Below are 16293 nucleotides of genomic sequence, written 5' to 3' on the forward strand. Positions count from 1 at the left end.
CATCGGGGCCCCGGCGGGCGGGCTCAGAGCGGCCACGAGGTGAGACGCCCCCATGCGACGATCGCGGCGACGACCATGACGGCGATGTTCCCGCCGACCAGGTGCGCCTCCCCGCGACCCAGATGCGTGATCGTGGCGCCGGCCATGAGGATCACCAGACCGATCGCCGCGACCGGCGTCAGCACGGGCGCGATCCGCGTCACGCCGGGAAGGACGAGGCCCGCCGCGCCGCACACCTCCAGGATCCCGATGCCCGCCACCTGGGGCCGGGAGAAGTCCTCGACCCACGGCATGATCCCGCTGATGGCCTCGAGCGGCGCGAAGATCTTGAGGCCACCGGCGAGGAGGAACAACACCGCCAGCAACCCCTGAAACACCCAGAACACGATGGTCATGCCGTTCAGTGCACACCGTCCCCGATGGGACTGTCCAAGACCGGTTTCCACCTGCCCGACAGGCGCGGCCTATCATGGCCGGAATGGGATGGGATCTGCGGCGGCTGCGGTATTTCCAGGCAGTGGCCGAAGAACTGCACTTCGGCCGGGCGGCCCGCCGGCTGCACATCGCCCAGCCGTCGCTGAGCCAGCAGATCAAGGCCCTGGAGCGGGCGGTCGGCGCCACCCTCCTGGAGCGCACGCCGCGCGGGGTGCGGTTGACCCCCGCGGGGGCGGCGGCGCTGGAGGCGGCCCGCGACCTGCTCGCCCGCTCTGACCGCACCCTGCGCGACATCAGGGACCTGGCCGCCGGCTCCGCGCCCGCGCTCAGGCTCGGGCTGTCCACGGGGATCGGTCCCGACCTGCTCGGCCGGGTACGGCTGGCCGCCGCAGCCGTGGGCGTGGACATCGCCTTCCGCGACGCCGCCTCCGCCGAACAGCCGGACCTGCTGCGCAGGGGTGAACTCGACCTCGGCCTCGTGCTCGAGCCCGCGACCGACGACACGGACCTGAGGCTGCTGCGCCTGGTCGACGAACCCCTCGGCGTGATCGCCGGCAAGCGGCACCGGCTGCCGGACCGGCTCACGGCGGACGATCTCACCGGCACGCGCCTGCTCTGGTTCGACCGGGAGGAGGCCCCCGGCTACCACGACCATGTGCTGGACGCCTGCGCCGCCGCCGGATGGCGGCCCGAGATCCAGGTGTGCGACAGCCGGCGGCTCAGCGCCGTCGTCCTGCTGCTCACCGCCGAGCCGGACCTGGTCACGCTGGTGCCCGCCGCCAAGGCCGGCCATCCCGAGCTGGTCTGGCGCCCGCTGCGGGACGCTCCCCGCCACCGCGTCGCCCTGGCCTGGCGCCGTGCCGACGGCAGGGAGGCCGTCGGCCGCCTTCGCGACGAGCTCGACCGCGGTCCGGCGCGGACCTGACTCCTCCGGTCCGGCGCGAAACCTGATTCCTCCGGTCCGGCGCGGACCTGGTGACCGCGGTCCGGGGCGACCCTGACGACCGGTGAGCGCCCGCCGCGACCTCGACCGTGCTCGTGGGCGAAGGGCGAGGGCCCGAGCCGATCGAGACGGGGATCAGCCGCTCTGCGCGGGCGTGCTGGTCCGTTGGTCACGGGCCCGCCAGGCTTCGGTGAGGCCGGCGACGGCCTGGTCGAGCAGCTCGGGCCGCAGGGCGAAGCTGAGGCGCAGGCGGTCGCGGTGGCGGCCGTCGGCGGAGAAGAGCGAGCCGGGGGCGACGGCGACGCCGTACCGGCGGGTGAGCGCCGAGAAGCGGTCGGTGTCGGTGCCGGGCAGGCGGACCCACAGGGACAGGCCGCCGCGCGGCGGCTCCCATGTCCACGCCGGCAGCGCGGCGGCGAGCGCGGTGGACAGGTGGTCGCGGCGGGCGGCCAGCTCGGCGCGCCAGGAGCCGGCGGGGTTGCCTTCCAGGAGTTCGGCCGCCATCCGCTGGGAGACGGCGCTGGTGGCGAGGTCGGCGTCCTGCTTGGCCTCGGCCAGCCGGGCCAGCAGCGGCTCGGCGGCGCGCAGCCAGCCCACCCGCAGCCCGCCCCACAGCACCTTGGACAGCGAGCCCACGGTGACCGTGCCGTGCGGGTGACCGTCCGCGAGCGGCGCCGGGCAGGCGCCTTCGAACACCAGCTCCGCGAGGGTCCGGTCCTCGACGATCAGGATGTCGTCGGCGCGGGCCAGGTCGGCCACGTGCCGCAGGTCGGGGACCGCGCCCGTCGGGTTGTTGACGCTGACGGCGTAGATCAGCGCGGGCCGGTGCAGGCCGATCGCCGCGCGGGCCGCTCGCGGGTCGGCCAGCTCGACGGGTACGGCCAGCGCTCCGGCCCGCTGGAAGGCCGCGAGCGCGCCGCCGTACGTCGGATCCTCGACCAGCACCCTGTCCCCCGGGCGCAGCAGGACCCTGGCCGCCAGGTCGATGCCCTGCTGGGCGCCACCGGTGATCAGGACGTCCCCGCCCAGGAGCGCGCGCAGGCGGGGGTCGCCCTTGGCGTCGTACCCGTGGCCGGTGGGTGTGCGCAGGAGTTCCGCGGCGTCGAGCGGGGGCACGACGAGGTGTGAGGGGTCGGGCACGACCGAGGTCGACAGGTCGGCGAGGACGGCGCCCGCGCGCAGCAGCCCCGAGAAGGACGGCGTGCCCGTGGCGACGGTCTCGCGCAGGTAGGTGCCGCTGCCGTGGCGGCGCTCGAACAGCCCCTCCTCGCACAGGGCGTTGAGCGCGGCGGCGACCGTGCCGCGGCTGAGCCCGACGATCAGGGCGAGGTCGCGTTCGGACGGCAGCCTGCCGCCGGGGGCCAGCGCGCCGATCTCGGCGAGATCGCTCAGCGCCCCGGCGAGCCTGCGACTGGGCGGCTGCCTGCCCTCGCGCAGCCGCAGCCGGTCGCGGACGAGCACGGCGAACCTGTTCAGATCCTCGGTTCCCACCGGGCTATTGTGCCCGCTCTTGTGTGGCCTGGTCGACCGCCGCTAGATTCGCCACTCATCGGAGAAGTGGCTCAGAAGTGGCCACTTGATTGAGCCACTTGAGGGGACATGATGAAGCTGCCCGAAACCGGGACGATCTGGATGGACGGCGCGCTGGTTCCGTGGCCGGAGGCCCGCGTCCACGTGCTGTCCCACGCCCTGCACTACGGCACGGCCGTGCTGGAGGGCACCAACGTCCACGACACCCCGCAGGGCCCGGCGGTCTTCCGGCTCGACGCCCATCTGGCCAGGCTCTACCGGAGCGCGAAGATCATCGGCCTTGCCGTGCCGTACACCCCGGGCGAGCTGCACGCCGCCACCCTGCGAACGGTCAGGGACAACGGCCACTCGACCTGCTACATCCGCCACCTCGTCCACCGCGGCTACGGCGAGATGGGCATCTCGGCGCGGAACTGCCCGGTCACGGTGTCGATCGCCACCTGGGAGTGGGGCACGTACCTGGGCGACGGGGTGCGGCTGATGACCAGCTCCTGGCGCCGCAACGACCCCGCCGTCGTCCCCACGGTCGCCAAGGCGACCGGCCCCTACCTGAACTCGGTGCTGGCCAAGGCCGAGGCGCTGGACGCGGGCTTCGACGAGGCCGTGCTGCTCAACGCCGCCGGCCACGTGAGCGAGTGCACGGCCGCCAACCTGTTCCTCGTCAGCGACGGTGCGCTGGCCACCCCGCCCGCCACCGCCGGGGCCCTGGAGGGCATCACCCAGGACACCGTCGAGCGGCTCGCCGCCGACCTCGGCCTGCCCGTACGGCGGCGCGACATCCTGCGCGCCGAGCTCTACACGGCCGACGAGCTGTTCCTGTGCGGCACGGCCGTCGGGATCGTGCCGGTCGCCTCCGTCGACCACCGCGAGAGCGGTCCGGAAGGCCCGGTGACCGCCAAGCTCAGAAACGCCTACGACGCGGCCGTGCACGGTCGTGACGACCGCTACCGCGACTGGCTCACCCCTGTCGGTTAGGCCCGGCCGACCCCGCGGCATGATCAGGTCCGCATGCGGGCCGGATGGAACGCGGCACTTTGCGGGGCGGCGGGCGGCGTCCATGAGCCTCACCGGTGCTGTGGGCAGATGGACGGCCGGACGGACGGGGAGTCGGCGGACGTGGAGGCGGGCGGGTGGACAGGGGGACGGTCAGCAGGCCGGCGAACCGGCAGGCCGACGAACGGGGAGGCGGGCGGACGAGGGCCGGTGGATGGGGAGGCCGGCGGACGGGAGGCCGGTGAATGGGGAGGCCGGCGGACGGTCAGGCTGGGGTTGTCAGCGGACCCAGCCGGTGTAGCGGCGTCCCGCCGACGTGCCCGAGGAGCGCCCGCCGCCGCGGCCCTCGGCGGGTTCGAGGGTGGCGGCGACCGCCCTGACCAGCCAGGCGTTCACCGACAGGCTCTCCCTGCCGGCCGCCTCCTCCACCCTGACCTTGAGGTGCTCGGGAAGCCGGAAGTTGATGCGCGCCGTACCGCCCTCGTCGCCCTCCGGCGGCAGCGGGGGAGCCGGCGGCCTGGCTGCGACGGCGGGCACGGGCTCGACGGTCTGGTCGGCGGACTCGTCGACGGGGACCCTGACGACGAAATCCGGGTCGCGACCGCGCAGGCGGACGTCGACCGACCCGGGTGCGAGGTCGCGCGTGATCTCGTCGGCCGCCTTCGACAGCGCCTCCAGCAGGGCGAGCCTGGTCGCGGACTCCAGCGGCCCGGTGAGCCGCTCGGCGAGCGCACGGGCGTCGTCGCCACCGACCTCGGCAGCGGCGGCCAGCTCCTGGCGCAGATAGTCGACGTATGGCGCGAGATCCATGACGCCACTATGGCGTCAACCTGGCATCATCGCAAGCCGCCGACCTTCGATGCGGCCACTCCCGCCAAGGCTCCGCCGTGAGCCGGAGCACCGCCCCGACCGGCGTGGCCACCAGACCCCGCCGCCACCCACCCGGCCTGGGTCGAGCCGCTGACGGGTCTCAGCGAAGGGGGGCCGGCTGGAGGGAGGTCGTCGGTCCCGCTCGGGCGGCACGCTGCGCGCGCCCTCCGACTGCGACGCCTGCGCCGGTATCGCGGCCTCACGCGCTGGAACGCGCGCGGGTCAGCCGAGTTGCTCCTCCATCAGGGCTCGCGCCTCCGGCCAGGCCCGCCAGAGCAGGAGCTCGGAAGCCCGGCGTGCAGCGCGGCGAGCAGGCGTTCGCGCGTTCTCGTCCGGGATGTGTCCGTATGTCTCGTCCAGGGTGCGTTCGCGTGTCTTGTCCGGGGTAGCGCTCGGTCTGATCCGTCACGCGTCGTCTCCCAGGCGGTAGACGCGACGCGCGTTGTCCTTGCCGATCATGGTGGCCACCCGGACCGCCTGGGCCGGCGACCACTCCCCGTCGGCCACGAAACCGCCGAGGACGCGGGACATGGCCCGGCGCCACAGCACGGCGCCCAGGTGGTGCAGCTCGGCCGGGCCCCAGGCGTCGGAGGAGAAGAGAGTCTTGGCGAACGGCGCCAGCTCCAGGCTCTCCGCCACGACGGCCACGCTGCGCGCTCCGGTGTAGTTCACTCCAAGGCCCACGTCGAAGTAGACGTTGGGGTAGACCTGGGCGAGGTAGCCCGCGTTGCGGTGGAACGGATAGCAGTGCAGCAGGAGCAGCGGCACCCCGCTGGGCTCGGCCCGCTCGATGAGCCCCCGCAGCAGCAGCGGGTCGGAGCGGCGCAGGTCGATGTCAGGATCGCCGTAGCCGGTGTGGAACTGCAGGGGCAGCCCGCGCTCGATCCCGGTCCAGATCAGGTGGCGTAGCAGCACCGGATCGTCGACCCGGACCGTCGCGGTCTCCTCGACCGCCCGCAGCCACCGCCCCGCCGCCGCCGTGACCTCGGCGGGGGTGGGCGGGCTCGGGTCGAGGTCGAGCCCGTGCCGGTAGGCGGCGATCGTCTTGAGGCCGCGGGCCGTACGGCTGAGCTTCCACAGCAGTTCGGCGAAGCGCGCGGCGAACCCGGCCGCGCTGACGCCCTCGGCGACCACCTGTTCGGCCACCGCCTCCAAGCGGACGACCTCCTCGGCGGGCCGTCCGGTGACCTCGGTCATGCCCGCGACCCCGAGGATCTCGTCGCCGCGACAACCGGTCTCCACCAGGAAGTGGCCGATCCCGCTCGCGGTCAGCAACCTCCTGTTCACCTCCGCGGCGCCGAGCTCGGCACGCCGCGCCATGTACGCCTCGGGCGAGGCGTGCGGGTCGAGACCCAGCACGGGCGCGCAGTGCCGCAGGATCGCGAAGCCGATCTGGGAGTCGAACTGGCTCATCCAGCCGGGTACCGGCCGGTCCGACTCGGTGATGAGCTCCTCGAACTCCGCCCTGGACAGGTCGTTGCCCGCGGCGCCGTGGACATGGTGGTCCACCAGCGCGATGGCCTCGATCGACTGATCGAGGGACTCAGAAGACATCAGCGATCCTCCGGCAGCTTTCCACGTCGTCCAGACCGTCGAGCGCGCGCGATTCCGTCTGCTTGACCGACAGGTACGTGTCGATGAGGTCGGGCGCGAACAGGCCGCGACGACCTGGTCGGCCTCGAGTGCGTCGAGCGCCTCGTCCTGCGACTTCGGCAGCGGCGGCACGGCCGCGACCGAGACGCACACCTCCGCGCTCTCCAGTCATCGACGCCTCTCGATCAGGGTTGTCCCGCCCATCATTCTGGATGGTCGCCGAGCCTGTCGGGATTCGCGCCGACGCCTGCGCGGGTCGCGGGAGGGCGGGGCGGCGGGTGGCCGGTCCTCGCGGCCCGGCGCCGGCATGGCGGCGGGCATGGCCGGCGGGCCCGGCGCTGGCATGGCCTCGGTAAGTCTCATGAAAGTCCGATGAAAGGCTCATGCAAGGCGATTCAGCTAGAAACAGCGCATACGGCCATAAACCGTATAAATCTGCACGAAACTGCTCGATACTCATCGATCGTGCCCATGTGATGGCGCTGCCATCGGCGCGGTCGCCCTCGGCATATGAGGGGCGAGTGTCAGATTCATCCCTTTCTGCGATGCGAGCGACTCCGACGCCGGCCCTGGCGCGGGAGAGAAGTGTGACTCGATGAAGGAAACTCCCGGAAGCGACATGCTTTCGCGCGCCGCGAGGTCGAAGCGTGGTCACCGGGGCGACATGCGTATCGCGATCGTCGGTTACGGCAAAGCCGGCCGGCAGCACGCCACGGCGATTCGACAAGCCGGCGCCATGGTGTTGCATTCCGTTTTCGACGCCGACGAAACCGTCGACGTCCTCCCGCACCGGCGGATCGGCTCGTGGCCGGACGTCCTGGCGGACCCGGACCTGGACGCGGTCGCGCTGTGCACCCCTCCCGGTCAGCGGTCCGACATGGCGCACGCTGTTCTCGACGCCGGGAAATCGCTTCTCCTGGAGAAGCCTCCGGCCATGTCGGTCGAGGAACTGGACCGGCTCGCCGCGAAGTCCGACGACGTGGCCGTGATGCTGCAGCATCGCCTGCGCATCCCGGAAACCGCCTGCACCGCCTGGGGCGGCGACGCGATCGGAACGCTGCTCGTGAGCCGGCCACGGGCGCCCGAACATTTCACCGGATGGCGCGCGAATCCTTTGCACTCATCCGGCGGGGTCACGTCTCACCTCGGAATTCACTACCTGGACATCGCCTGCCAGCTCTTGGGCGACATCGAACGGGTACGGGTCAGCGACTATCGCGAATGTGCGCCCGGAATCGACATCAGGAGCGCCGGGACGATCTTCTTCGCCTCGGGGGCGACGCTGGCCTTCACCGTGTCGGCCGATGGCGGCACGCGCGCGGAACACCTCGTCATCGTGGGCGGCGACGCCAGGCGATTCGAGATCACCGATGGCATGGTCCGGATCGCGGTCGGCGACCAGGTGACCGAGATCCCACCCGAGCCCACCCCGGCCCTCCGGACACGGGTCTACCAGGAGTTCGCCGCCGGCCCCGATCGCTGCCGGCTGGCCCGGGCCAGGGCCGTCGTGACCGTGCTCGACGAGGTGCGGAAGGCCGGCGGCCGATGATCGCACGGTGCGGCCTCTCGTCGGCGTCGGCGCCGGAGCTGAGCGCTTCCGATCTGGCCGCGCTCACCCGTCGTGCCGGGGGTACGGTGGTCGACCTGCGCGCCGGCAGGGGCCACCGGTGGGAGCGGGACGGCATCGCCGGGCTGGCTGGACTCCCCGTGGCGTTCGTCGGCCTGTCGGTCGTGCTCGGCCGGGACGACCGCGACGTGATGCCGGCGGAGCACTTCCCCGATCACCCCGTCAAGATCTTCGCGGCGGTGGGCGCGCTCGAGGCCCCGTGCACGTCGGAGCAGATCGACCGACTCACCCGCCATCGTCCGCCGCGAGACGTCCTCATCGAGACCCATCGAGGGCATGCGGGCCCCGATGAGCTGATGCGCCTGTGCGACCGGTACGGCTGCCGCCTGCTGATCGACAACCTTGGCCTGCACGGGATCTCGCGAGACTTCGAGGCGGATCTGACCCGGCTGGCCCCGCTGGCTCGTGCCGTTCAGGTCAAGGGCTTCGGCTGCGGCGACCGGCACCGGCACCGCCCGCTGACCGGCGATGACCTCCGCTGGCTCCGCCTGGCCGGCGACGACGTCACCGACCTGACGGTGGAGTCGCACGCGGGCGTGCCCGAGCAGGACCTGAGCGTCCTCCGCCATGCGTGGAAGGGGGTCGCATGCGACTCGCCGTGATCAACGACGAAGTCCACCAGGATCTGCGCGTCGTCGCGAGGACCGCGCGCTCCTGCGGGTTCTCGGGCATCGAGATACGGTCCCTCGCGAACACGCCGCCCCATCGGCTCGGTGACGAGCAGCTGGCGCAGGCGCGCAGGACGGTGTCCGAGCACGGGTTGGAGGTGGCGGGGTTCTGCCCGCCGGCCATGAAGTGCGACCTGCCGCGCACGGACGAGGACGTCGGCCGGGTCCGGGCCCTGCTGATCCGCGCCGTCGAGCAGGCTCGTCTCCTCGGCGCCCCCCACGTGCGCGCCTTCACCTTCTACCGGGACGGCGCACCGGATCCGGTCAGCGCCGCCCAGGTCGCCAGGGAGGTGCTGCACGGGGTCTCCATGTCCGGCGTCCAGCTTCTGGTGGAGACCGGCACGCGGACCAACACCCCGACGATCGCCCTGATCATGACCTTCCTGGACGTGCTGGGTCACAGCGACGTCGGGATTCTCTGGGACCCCGGCAACAGCGTCTTCAGCGGCCGGCATCGGGCTCCCTTTCCCGAGGAGTACCGGATCGGGTCAGCACTCATCCGCCACGTGCACGTCAAGGACCCGGCGGGCACGACCGGCTATGTCCGCCTCGGCGAGGGCGATCTGCCCTGGGCGGAGATCGTCGCCGCCCTGGCCGCCGACGGCTACGAGGGCTGGCTGTCGCTGGAGACGCACTGGCGGCACGGGCGCGTCCTGACGCGGGAGGAACGCGACCGGCCATGGGGCGAGGCCTTCACCGAAGGAGGCCACGCGGCGAGCGTCGAATGCATGCGGTGGCTGAAGAGGCTGGTGACCACGTGAACGGCCCGCTCCTGCTCCTCGGCGCTCAGCGGTCGGGAACGACTGCCTTCGCGCACGCGCTCAGCCGTGCCTACGCCGACAGCGGAGGCTTGTTCACCGTCAACGGCAAGCTGCCCTACCTCCTGCCCCGCTGGTGCACGCGGAGCGATCTCGCGGGCCGGCATTTCCGGGCCGACGAGATCTGGCATGCTCTCGGCCGCAAGCCGGCGGCAGGACAGGGAGTCGCGCACTGGCGCGTCCGCGTCGGCACCGCCCTGCGCGCCGCCGCCTCCAAGGTGGCGGAGGGCCGGCGTGACGACCCCTCGGCGCTGGTCCGGGAGATCCTCGCCGAGTCCTACGCGGCCTGGCCCTTCTGGGGGGACAAGTACAACGAGTACCTGCTCGACCTGCCCACCGTGCTGGAGGCGGTGCCGTCGGCTCGCCTGCTGCTTCTCGTGCGGCACCCGTACGAGGTCGCCGCCTCCACGCACGAATGGGCGGGAGAGCGGCCGTGGAAACCGGCTACCGATGTCGGCGCGTGCGCCAAGTGGGCGGCCTGGCACCGCGGCTGGCTCGCACTCGCGCCGGCGCTCGACCCGGCGCGCCAGATGGTGGTCGGATATCGCGCGCTGTGCGACGGCAGGGCCACGCGGCGGCTCAGCACCTTCGTCGGTCTGGATCTCGCCCCCTATCTCGGCGGGCTGCGCGCCAGGCGCAGCACCTGCCCCGAACCCGATCTGCCGGCAGACCTGGATGCCCACGTCACCGCCGTGTGGGGGCGTCTTCGTGAAAGGGAGAACAGCTGTGAGTGACAACCCGCCCCACGCCGGGCGACATGACCATGACCATCGGTCGCCGTTCGGCTTCGGCCTGCATCACGTCCAACTGGCCATCGCTCCCGGCAGCGAGGACGAGTGCCGCTCCTTCTACGTGGGTGTCCTGGGCATGGTCGAGATCCCGAAGCCGCCGGCGCTCGCCGCCCGCGGAGGTCTGTGGGTGCGGGCCGACGCACTGGAGATCCATCTCGGCGTGGAAGAGGACTTCCGCCCGGCCCGTAAGGCCCATCCCGGCATCAGGTCGGCCGATCTCGACAACCTGGCCCGCCGTCTCGCCGATCGCGGCGTCGAGGTCACGTGGGACGGCGACCTCCCCTGCCACCGGCGCTTCTACGTCCATGACAATCTGGGCAACCGTCTGGAGTTCCTCCAGCGGCTTCCTGACCAGCCTCCGGAGCGATGACATGACCGGCCTCGTGGGCAGGCTGGTCGGCCTGCCTGACATTCCCGCGGTACGCCGCTGGTCCTGGGTGGCGATCGTGGACGCTCTGGGCAGCGGTCTGCTGATGCCGCTGGTCATCATCTACTTCACCCGGCAGATCGGCCTCGAGCCGGTGACGGTCGGCCTGGCCATGAGCATCGCGGGCATCGCCGGCATCGCGCTGGTGCCCGTCGGGGGCGCCCTCGTCGACCGTTACGGCCCCAAACCGGTGGTGATCGCGGCATTCGGCCTGGCCGCACTCGGGACCGCCGCCTACCTGCTCGCCGACGCCTTCGCTCCGCTGGTGGTCGCGGTGCTTCTCGCGCAGACGGCCGACGCCTCCGGCCGGCCGGCCAAGCACGCCTTCATCGCCGAGATCGCCGAAGGCGAGACCAGGAACCGGCTGCTGGCCTTCAACCGCTCGATCCGCAACGCCGGATACGGAATCGGCGGACTGCTTGCCGCGATCGTGCTGGCCGTCGGAACCCGCGAGGGATACCTCCTGGCCATCGGCCTCGATGTCCTGTCGTTCGTCGTCGCGGCCGTTCTCGTCGTGTCCATCAGGCCGCCCGAGCGGGCCTTCCGAGCGGTCGCCGAAGCAGAGCGGGCCCCAGCCCCCGGCGGCTATCGCGCGGTGCTGGCGGACTGGCGCTACGTGACGCTCGCCGCGCTGAACGTCCTGGTGCTCCTGGAGGCGAACGCCTTCATCGTCGGCGTTCCGCTCTGGGTGGTCCAGCACACCAACGCCCCGCAGGCGCTCGTCGGCGTGCTGTTCACCGCGAACACGATCATGATCGTGCTTTTCCAGGTACGGGCGACCAGGAATCTCAGCGGACCGGCGGACGTCCGTCCCGCGTACGCGCGGGCCGCGATCGCCTTCGCGTTCGCGGCGGCCGGCTACGTGACGGCCCAGTACACCGGGGTGACGCTCACCATCGCCGTCATGGCCGTCGCGGTCGTGATGCACTCGATCGGCGAGCTGTCGGCCTCCGCCGCCGAGTGGACGGTCTCCATCGGGCTCGCCAAGGAACGCCTGCGGGGCCGCTACCTCGCGGTTTTCGCGCTCGGCGACTCGGCGCAGAAGGCGATCGGGCCCGTGGTCGTCGCCCTGCTCATCAGCGGCCTGACATCGCTCGGCTGGGTCGTGCTGCTCGCTCTGGTCAGCGGCGCCTGCCTGATCAGCGCCGAAGTGGCGGTCCGGCATCCCCGCACCCGCCGGCAACGCGCCGAGCGGTCCGCGGAGGTGACCGCATGACGTGCCTGCTTCCCGCCCAGCGGCGGTGGGTCGGCAACCGGCCGGACGCCGACTGGCACCACTTCAACCTCGGCTGGCTGTTCACCGTACCTGCCGAGCTGACCGGCGAGATCCTCGTCCGGGCCGTGGAACGCCTCCTCGAGCGCAACCCGGCATTGCGCACCGCTTACCGCGTGACTCCGCACGGATGGCGGTCACAGGTGCTGAGCCCGCAGGCCGGCACGGTCATGGGCCGGGCCGAACTGGCTGACTACCGTGGCGAGGCAGCGGCCCTGGCCGAGGAGATCGCCAGGGCGCAGACCAGGATGCGACCGGCGGACGGCCAGGTCCTTCACGTGGTGCACTTCCCCTTCGGCGACGAGCCGGGGCGGCTACTGGTGATCATCCATCATCTGACGCTCGACGGATTCTCCATGGGCATCGTCGCCGACGAGCTCGAAAGCGCGCTGCGCGGCGAACTCGAAGGACCGCGTCGTCCCGCCACGCCGGCCGACTACGTCGCCGCCGTCGAGCAGTGGGTGCGTACGGAGGAGGCGGCGGCCGACGCGCGACGCTGGCGGGCACGGCCCTTCGACGCGGTACGGATGCCTCCCACCGACCGCGACGAGCCGGCGTCGCTGTCCACGATGCGACTGGCCGGCATCCGGCTGTCCGCCGCGGAAACCGCGGTGCTCGCCAGGGCGTCCAGGGCTCGGGGACTACGCGTGAGCGATGTCGTGCTGGACGCGGCCGCTCAGGCGATCATGGCGCGCTGGGGCCTTCCGGCAGTCGGGGTCGACACCTATCACGTCGGCCGGCACCTGACGCCACTGAACATCGACGTGGTCGACACCGTCGGCTATCTGCAGAACACGTTCCCGATCGTGTTCACGGCCCGGGACGGTTTCGACCCGGCGGACCTGCGGGCCGTCCCCGAGCGCCTGTTCGGCTTCGACGCCCTGCGCCACTTCACCGACGAGCTCGCCGACCTCCCCAAGACCACGCTGCGCTACAACTTCCGCGGCCAGCTGGGACGGCTCGACGAGCGCGCCGGTGCGCTGCTCCGATCCGCCGACGAGCCCCTCGGGCCACTGCGCTCGCAGGCCCAGACCGAGCGTTACACGCTCATGCTCGAAGGCGACGTCGTCGACAGGCGGCTGGAGCTGCACATCAAGTACAGCACCGGGCACTACCATCCCGGCACCGTTCGTGAGCTGCTCGAAGAGGCGGTCGTCAGGGTGCGCGCGGCGGCGGAGGAGCTCACATGCTGACCGTGCGCGATCTTGTCGTCGTCGTCGGCGCGCCCGGCGAGGAGGCGGTCCTCCTGCGCGGACTCGACCTCGACATCTCCGCCGGCCAGACGGTCCTGGTCCGCGGCGCGCGGGGCTCAGGCAAGAGCGTGCTCGGCGCGGTGCTCAAGGGCGAGCTGCGCCCACGATTCGGACAGATCAGCGGACAGGTCCTGGTCGTCGACGACGCCGACCGGCTGCCCGTCGACCACCTCGCCGCACTGGTCCGAGAGCGGAAGGCGAGCGGAAAGACCACCGTCCTGCTGGCCACCGACGCCGTCCAGGGCGAGCGGGTGATGCCCGACCGCGTGTTCACTCTCGCCAAGGGGACTCTCATCCCGGAGAGCTGCGCGCCGGATCCTGGCCCTGACCTCCGCCTGCCCGCCGGGAAGGTGCGCGACCTCACCGTGGCGGCCCTGCGCGGGGTGGGCGCCACGGAGAAGACCGCCGGCATCGTCGCCGACGTCCTCGTCGAGGCCGATGTGAGGGGGCACCCCTCCCACGGAGTGGGGCTCCTGCCCACCTACCTGGAGCGGGTCAGCGCGGGTGGCATCGATCCCACGGCCAGGCCCGTCCTCTCGGCACGGGGCGCGACCGCCCGCGTCGACGCCCGCGCCGGATTCGGCCAGGTCGCCGCCGCACGAGCCGCTGAATGGTGCGCGCTGACCGCGGTCAGAACCGGCGTCTCCGCGGTCGCCGTCCACCACAACAACCACGTCGGTATGATGGCCGCCTACCGGTGGCCGTTCCAGCGGCACAGGACCGTCGGGCTGCTGTACAACGTCTCCGGCCCCAGCCTGGCGGCTCCGGGAGCGGTCCGGCCGACGCTCGGCAGCAACGCCGTCTGCCTCGTCACCCCCACCGGCCGCGACGAACCCTTCGTCGTCGACTTCGCCACCGGGGTCGTGGCGATCGGGAAGATCCGCGACGCCGGGCATCGTGGCGCGCCCGTCCCTCCGGGATGGCTGCTGGACGGCGAAGGACGGACGACCACCGATCCGGCGGACCTGGAGCAGGGCGGATCAGTGCCGCTGTTCGGCGGCTACAAGGGGCTCTGCGTGACCGTCATCGCCGAGGTGCTGGCCGGCATGCTCGGCGGCCACACCATCAGTCCGCTCGTCGGCAAGCAGCGCAAGCGCCCCGGCCGGCCGATGAACTGCAGCCAGCTGTTCATCGGACTCTCGCCCGCCGCCTTCGGGCTCGACGAGATCGACACGTTGATCGAAGCCTTGCGTGCTGCCGTGACAGCGGGTTACGCCGGGGGCGCCCCCGAGCCGCATTTCCCCGACCAGCTCGAGGCCGCCCATACCTCGCACAGCCGCGCCGAAGGGCTGCGCGTGCCGCGCGCCGTGGCCGACGCCCTCGGGTGGAGGTGACCGATGATCCGTGGCCCGCTGCCCGCGGAGGTGGAGCTCGCCATGGCCGGCTCAGCGCCCGGCTGGCCACTCGTCCTGTACTTCCACCACGTGCATCCCGCTCTTGAGCACTACACGTCGGTCACCCCGCAGGCGTTCGCCCATGCCCTGGAGACGCTGCTGGACGAGTACGGCAGGCCACTGGATCCCGGCGCGCTGAGCGACCTGCGGGCGTTGCCCGCGGAACCGCGCTTCCTGATCACTTTCGACGACGGTCACCGGGACACGCTGGAGTACGCGCTGCCGATCCTCGACCGGTTCGGCGTCAAGGCGGTGTTCTTCGTCATCACCGGTCCGGCCGGCGCGGAGCCGTACTACCACCACGGCTTGCTGAGCTGGGCGGAACTGGGCGGACTGCGCACGGCCGGGCATCTGATCGGCGCGCACACCGTGACCCACCGCAGGTTGCCCGAGCTGGGCGCCGACGAACAGCGCCACGAGATCACCGAATCGCTCGCGGTGATCCGCGACCGGCTCGCCGTGGCCTCGCCCCCGCTGGCCTATCCCTACGGGCTCGTGCCCAGCGTGCCGGTCGTGCCGTCCCGAACCCTCGCTTTCGGCACGGTCAAAGCCGCTCCGCTGCCCTGGCTCGCGGCGCCGCACGCGATCCGCCGTACCTACCTGCCAGTGGGACACCACCGGCTATGGCCGGCCCTGTGCCGTGAATGGAGAGACCAATGGACGCGCCCGTCACTGTGATCGTGCCCAGCAGGGACAGGTATCGCGACCTGCGCCGCTGCCTGCTGGCGCTCGTCGACTGCGACACCACGTTGCTGCACGAAGTGCTCGTGATCGACGACGGCTCGCAGCCGCGCATCGGCGACGCGTCGGTGCCCGGCCTGCCGGTGCGGGTGATCCGCAACGCCCGCCCGCAGGGGGCGATGCGCGCTCGCTCCCTCGGCGCCGGGCGGGCGAGCTCACCGATGCTCGCCTTCCTCGACGACGACGCGTTGCCGCGCGCGGACTGGCTGAACCGGATCGCCGAGGAGCTCACACCGGGCCGTGGCGGGATCACCGGCCGTGTCCTGCCCTTCGACGCCGGCCTGGTCTCCAAGGCACGCCAGGCCAGGTACATGGAACGCTACCGAGGCCTGTCGCATGGCGAATCGGTCGATTTCTTCGCCGGCGGGAACAGCGCGGTCTGGCGCGAGGCCTTCCTCCAGGCCGGCGGCATGACATCCGCGGGGCCCGGCGGCGACAACAAACTGGTCGCGGAGCTCGAACGGCTCGGGCTCTCCGTTCATTTCGTGCCCTCACTGGTGGTCGTGCACCGCAACGGCAAAGGGTTCTCCCAGGCGGTCCGCACCGCGTTCGGCGCCGGGCGCCATCACGACAAACCTCTCTCCGTGCCCGCGGCCCTGCATCGTGCGACACAGTCCGTCCCCGGAGCGACACCGTCGGTTCGGCTCACCAACAGGGTGCTCAACGTCGCCCATCTGGCTGGGCGCTGCCTGCCACATTCCGCAAAGGAGTCCTGATATGTCACCATCCGAGGTCGCCATCACCCTCTCCGGCATCTGGGAGGAGGTTCTCGACATCGAGGGCATCACCCAGGACGACCACTTCTTCGAGCTGGGCGGAGACAGCCTGCTCGCGGTCACCATGGTCAGCAGGGCGCGCAGGGCCGGGCTCCACATCGCGGTGAAGGACCTCGTGGACAATCCCGTCCTGCGCGATCTGGTCGCGGCGGTGAGCTGAC

Annotated in this window: 17 protein-coding genes; 13 read left to right on the forward strand and 4 right to left on the reverse strand. The window is 71.8% G+C overall.

All coding sequences use genetic code 11. From position 1 onward, the window contains the following. Positions 1 to 23: 23 nt before the first annotated feature. Positions 24 to 395 (reverse strand): DoxX family protein, encoded by a 372-nt coding sequence (locus ACWENQ_RS44165; RefSeq protein ID WP_449928944.1) that lies wholly within the window; start codon positions 393 to 395, stop codon positions 24 to 26. Between the two features lie 83 nt (positions 396 to 478). On the opposite strand from ACWENQ_RS44165, the gene ACWENQ_RS44170 reads away from it, so the two are divergent. Next, positions 479 to 1360: a LysR family transcriptional regulator gene (locus tag ACWENQ_RS44170; RefSeq protein ID WP_449928942.1), complete on the forward strand. Its 882-nt coding sequence runs from the start codon at positions 479 to 481 to the stop codon at positions 1358 to 1360. A gap of 153 nt (positions 1361 to 1513) precedes the next feature. Here ACWENQ_RS44170 and ACWENQ_RS44175 read toward each other — a convergent pair whose 3' ends face one another. Next, entirely contained in the window at positions 1514 to 2869 is a 1356-nt protein-coding gene (locus ACWENQ_RS44175) for an aminotransferase-like domain-containing protein (RefSeq protein WP_452419551.1), read from the reverse strand. A 111-nt stretch (positions 2870 to 2980) separates the two neighbouring features. Here ACWENQ_RS44175 and ACWENQ_RS44180 point away from each other — a divergent pair, with 111 nt between their 5' ends. Further along, entirely contained in the window at positions 2981 to 3883 is a 903-nt protein-coding gene (locus ACWENQ_RS44180; protein WP_452419552.1) for a branched-chain amino acid transaminase, read from the forward strand. Positions 3884 to 4180: 297 nt separating this feature from the next. Here ACWENQ_RS44180 and ACWENQ_RS44185 read toward each other — a convergent pair whose 3' ends face one another. Together ACWENQ_RS44185 and ACWENQ_RS44190 are read right to left on the reverse strand one after the other, a co-directional pair. After that, a complete protein-coding gene (locus tag ACWENQ_RS44185) occupies positions 4181 to 4711 on the reverse strand; it encodes a hypothetical protein (protein WP_449928936.1) in 531 nt (176 codons plus the stop codon). Positions 4712 to 5176: 465 nt separating this feature from the next. Then, positions 5177 to 6325 carry an amidohydrolase family protein gene (locus ACWENQ_RS44190; protein WP_452419553.1) on the reverse strand — a complete coding sequence of 383 codons (1149 nt, stop codon included), beginning with the start codon at positions 6323 to 6325 and terminating at the stop codon, positions 5177 to 5179. 703 nt (positions 6326 to 7028) lie between these two features. Here ACWENQ_RS44190 and ACWENQ_RS44195 point away from each other — a divergent pair. From ACWENQ_RS44195 to ACWENQ_RS44245, 11 genes are read left to right on the forward strand one after another with little or no spacing between them, the layout of a single operon-like run. Then, positions 7029 to 7913 carry a Gfo/Idh/MocA family oxidoreductase gene (locus ACWENQ_RS44195; RefSeq protein WP_452419554.1) on the forward strand — a complete coding sequence of 295 codons (885 nt, stop codon included), beginning with the start codon at positions 7029 to 7031 and terminating at the stop codon, positions 7911 to 7913. Beyond that, positions 7910 to 8593, forward strand: a complete 684-nt coding sequence (locus ACWENQ_RS44200) for a hypothetical protein (protein WP_452419555.1) — start codon at positions 7910 to 7912, stop codon at positions 8591 to 8593. The genes ACWENQ_RS44195 and ACWENQ_RS44200 overlap by 4 nt, the downstream gene beginning before the upstream one ends. Continuing rightward, positions 8578 to 9420 (forward strand): sugar phosphate isomerase/epimerase family protein, encoded by an 843-nt coding sequence (locus ACWENQ_RS44205; RefSeq protein ID WP_452419556.1) that lies wholly within the window; start codon positions 8578 to 8580, stop codon positions 9418 to 9420. Before ACWENQ_RS44200 ends, ACWENQ_RS44205 begins: the two co-directional genes overlap by 16 nt. Further along, positions 9417 to 10211: a sulfotransferase gene (locus tag ACWENQ_RS44210; RefSeq protein WP_452419557.1), complete on the forward strand. Its 795-nt coding sequence runs from the start codon at positions 9417 to 9419 to the stop codon at positions 10209 to 10211. The genes ACWENQ_RS44205 and ACWENQ_RS44210 overlap by 4 nt, the downstream gene beginning before the upstream one ends. Then, entirely contained in the window at positions 10204 to 10638 is a 435-nt protein-coding gene (locus ACWENQ_RS44215; protein WP_449928922.1) for a glyoxalase, read from the forward strand. The genes ACWENQ_RS44210 and ACWENQ_RS44215 overlap by 8 nt, the downstream gene beginning before the upstream one ends. Before the next feature lies 1 nt (position 10639). Next, positions 10640 to 11911 (forward strand): MFS transporter, encoded by a 1272-nt coding sequence (locus ACWENQ_RS44220; protein ID WP_449928920.1) that lies wholly within the window; start codon positions 10640 to 10642, stop codon positions 11909 to 11911. Continuing rightward, on the forward strand, positions 11908 to 13161 hold the full coding sequence (locus ACWENQ_RS44225; RefSeq protein ID WP_452419558.1) for a condensation domain-containing protein: 1254 nt from the start codon (positions 11908 to 11910) through the stop codon (positions 13159 to 13161). The genes ACWENQ_RS44220 and ACWENQ_RS44225 overlap by 4 nt, the downstream gene beginning before the upstream one ends. Then, entirely contained in the window at positions 13155 to 14555 is a 1401-nt protein-coding gene (locus ACWENQ_RS44230; protein WP_452419559.1) for an Ldh family oxidoreductase, read from the forward strand. Before ACWENQ_RS44225 ends, ACWENQ_RS44230 begins: the two co-directional genes overlap by 7 nt. A gap of 3 nt (positions 14556 to 14558) precedes the next feature. Continuing rightward, on the forward strand, positions 14559 to 15293 hold the full coding sequence (locus ACWENQ_RS44235) for a polysaccharide deacetylase family protein (RefSeq protein WP_452419560.1): 735 nt from the start codon (positions 14559 to 14561) through the stop codon (positions 15291 to 15293). After that, the gene (locus ACWENQ_RS44240; RefSeq protein ID WP_452419561.1) at positions 15272 to 16072 is read left to right on the forward strand and encodes a glycosyltransferase family 2 protein; all 801 of its coding nucleotides are present in this window, start codon (positions 15272 to 15274) and stop codon (positions 16070 to 16072) included. The genes ACWENQ_RS44235 and ACWENQ_RS44240 overlap by 22 nt, the downstream gene beginning before the upstream one ends. 1 nt (position 16073) lies before the next feature. Next, positions 16074 to 16292 carry a phosphopantetheine-binding protein gene (locus tag ACWENQ_RS44245; RefSeq protein WP_449928910.1) on the forward strand — a complete coding sequence of 73 codons (219 nt, stop codon included), beginning with the start codon at positions 16074 to 16076 and terminating at the stop codon, positions 16290 to 16292. Position 16293: the final 1 nt, after the last annotated feature.

The sequence above is a fragment of the Nonomuraea sp. NPDC004354 genome (assembly GCF_053602555.1).

What these genes read in the sequence shown, in the direction of transcription:
- ACWENQ_RS44165 (WP_449928944.1), bottom strand. Translation starts at nt 395, where the DNA reads ATGACCATCGTGTTCTGGGTGTTTCAGGGGTTGCTGGCGGTGTTGTTC.
- ACWENQ_RS44170 (WP_449928942.1), top strand. Translation starts at nt 479, where the DNA reads ATGGGATGGGATCTGCGGCGGCTGCGGTATTTCCAGGCAGTGGCCGAA.
- ACWENQ_RS44180 (WP_452419552.1), top strand. Translation starts at nt 2,981, where the DNA reads ATGAAGCTGCCCGAAACCGGGACGATCTGGATGGACGGCGCGCTGGTT.
- ACWENQ_RS44185 (WP_449928936.1), bottom strand. Translation starts at nt 4,711, where the DNA reads ATGGATCTCGCGCCATACGTCGACTATCTGCGCCAGGAGCTGGCCGCC.
- ACWENQ_RS44190 (WP_452419553.1), bottom strand. Translation starts at nt 6,325, where the DNA reads ATGTCTTCTGAGTCCCTCGATCAGTCGATCGAGGCCATCGCGCTGGTG.
- ACWENQ_RS44195 (WP_452419554.1), top strand. Translation starts at nt 7,029, where the DNA reads ATGCGTATCGCGATCGTCGGTTACGGCAAAGCCGGCCGGCAGCACGCC.
- ACWENQ_RS44200 (WP_452419555.1), top strand. Translation starts at nt 7,910, where the DNA reads ATGATCGCACGGTGCGGCCTCTCGTCGGCGTCGGCGCCGGAGCTGAGC.
- ACWENQ_RS44205 (WP_452419556.1), top strand. Translation starts at nt 8,578, where the DNA reads ATGCGACTCGCCGTGATCAACGACGAAGTCCACCAGGATCTGCGCGTC.
- ACWENQ_RS44220 (WP_449928920.1), top strand. Translation starts at nt 10,640, where the DNA reads ATGACCGGCCTCGTGGGCAGGCTGGTCGGCCTGCCTGACATTCCCGCG.
- ACWENQ_RS44225 (WP_452419558.1), top strand. Translation starts at nt 11,908, where the DNA reads ATGACGTGCCTGCTTCCCGCCCAGCGGCGGTGGGTCGGCAACCGGCCG.
- ACWENQ_RS44230 (WP_452419559.1), top strand. Translation starts at nt 13,155, where the DNA reads ATGCTGACCGTGCGCGATCTTGTCGTCGTCGTCGGCGCGCCCGGCGAG.
- ACWENQ_RS44235 (WP_452419560.1), top strand. Translation starts at nt 14,559, where the DNA reads ATGATCCGTGGCCCGCTGCCCGCGGAGGTGGAGCTCGCCATGGCCGGC.
- ACWENQ_RS44240 (WP_452419561.1), top strand. Translation starts at nt 15,272, where the DNA reads ATGGACGCGCCCGTCACTGTGATCGTGCCCAGCAGGGACAGGTATCGC.
- ACWENQ_RS44245 (WP_449928910.1), top strand. Translation starts at nt 16,074, where the DNA reads ATGTCACCATCCGAGGTCGCCATCACCCTCTCCGGCATCTGGGAGGAG.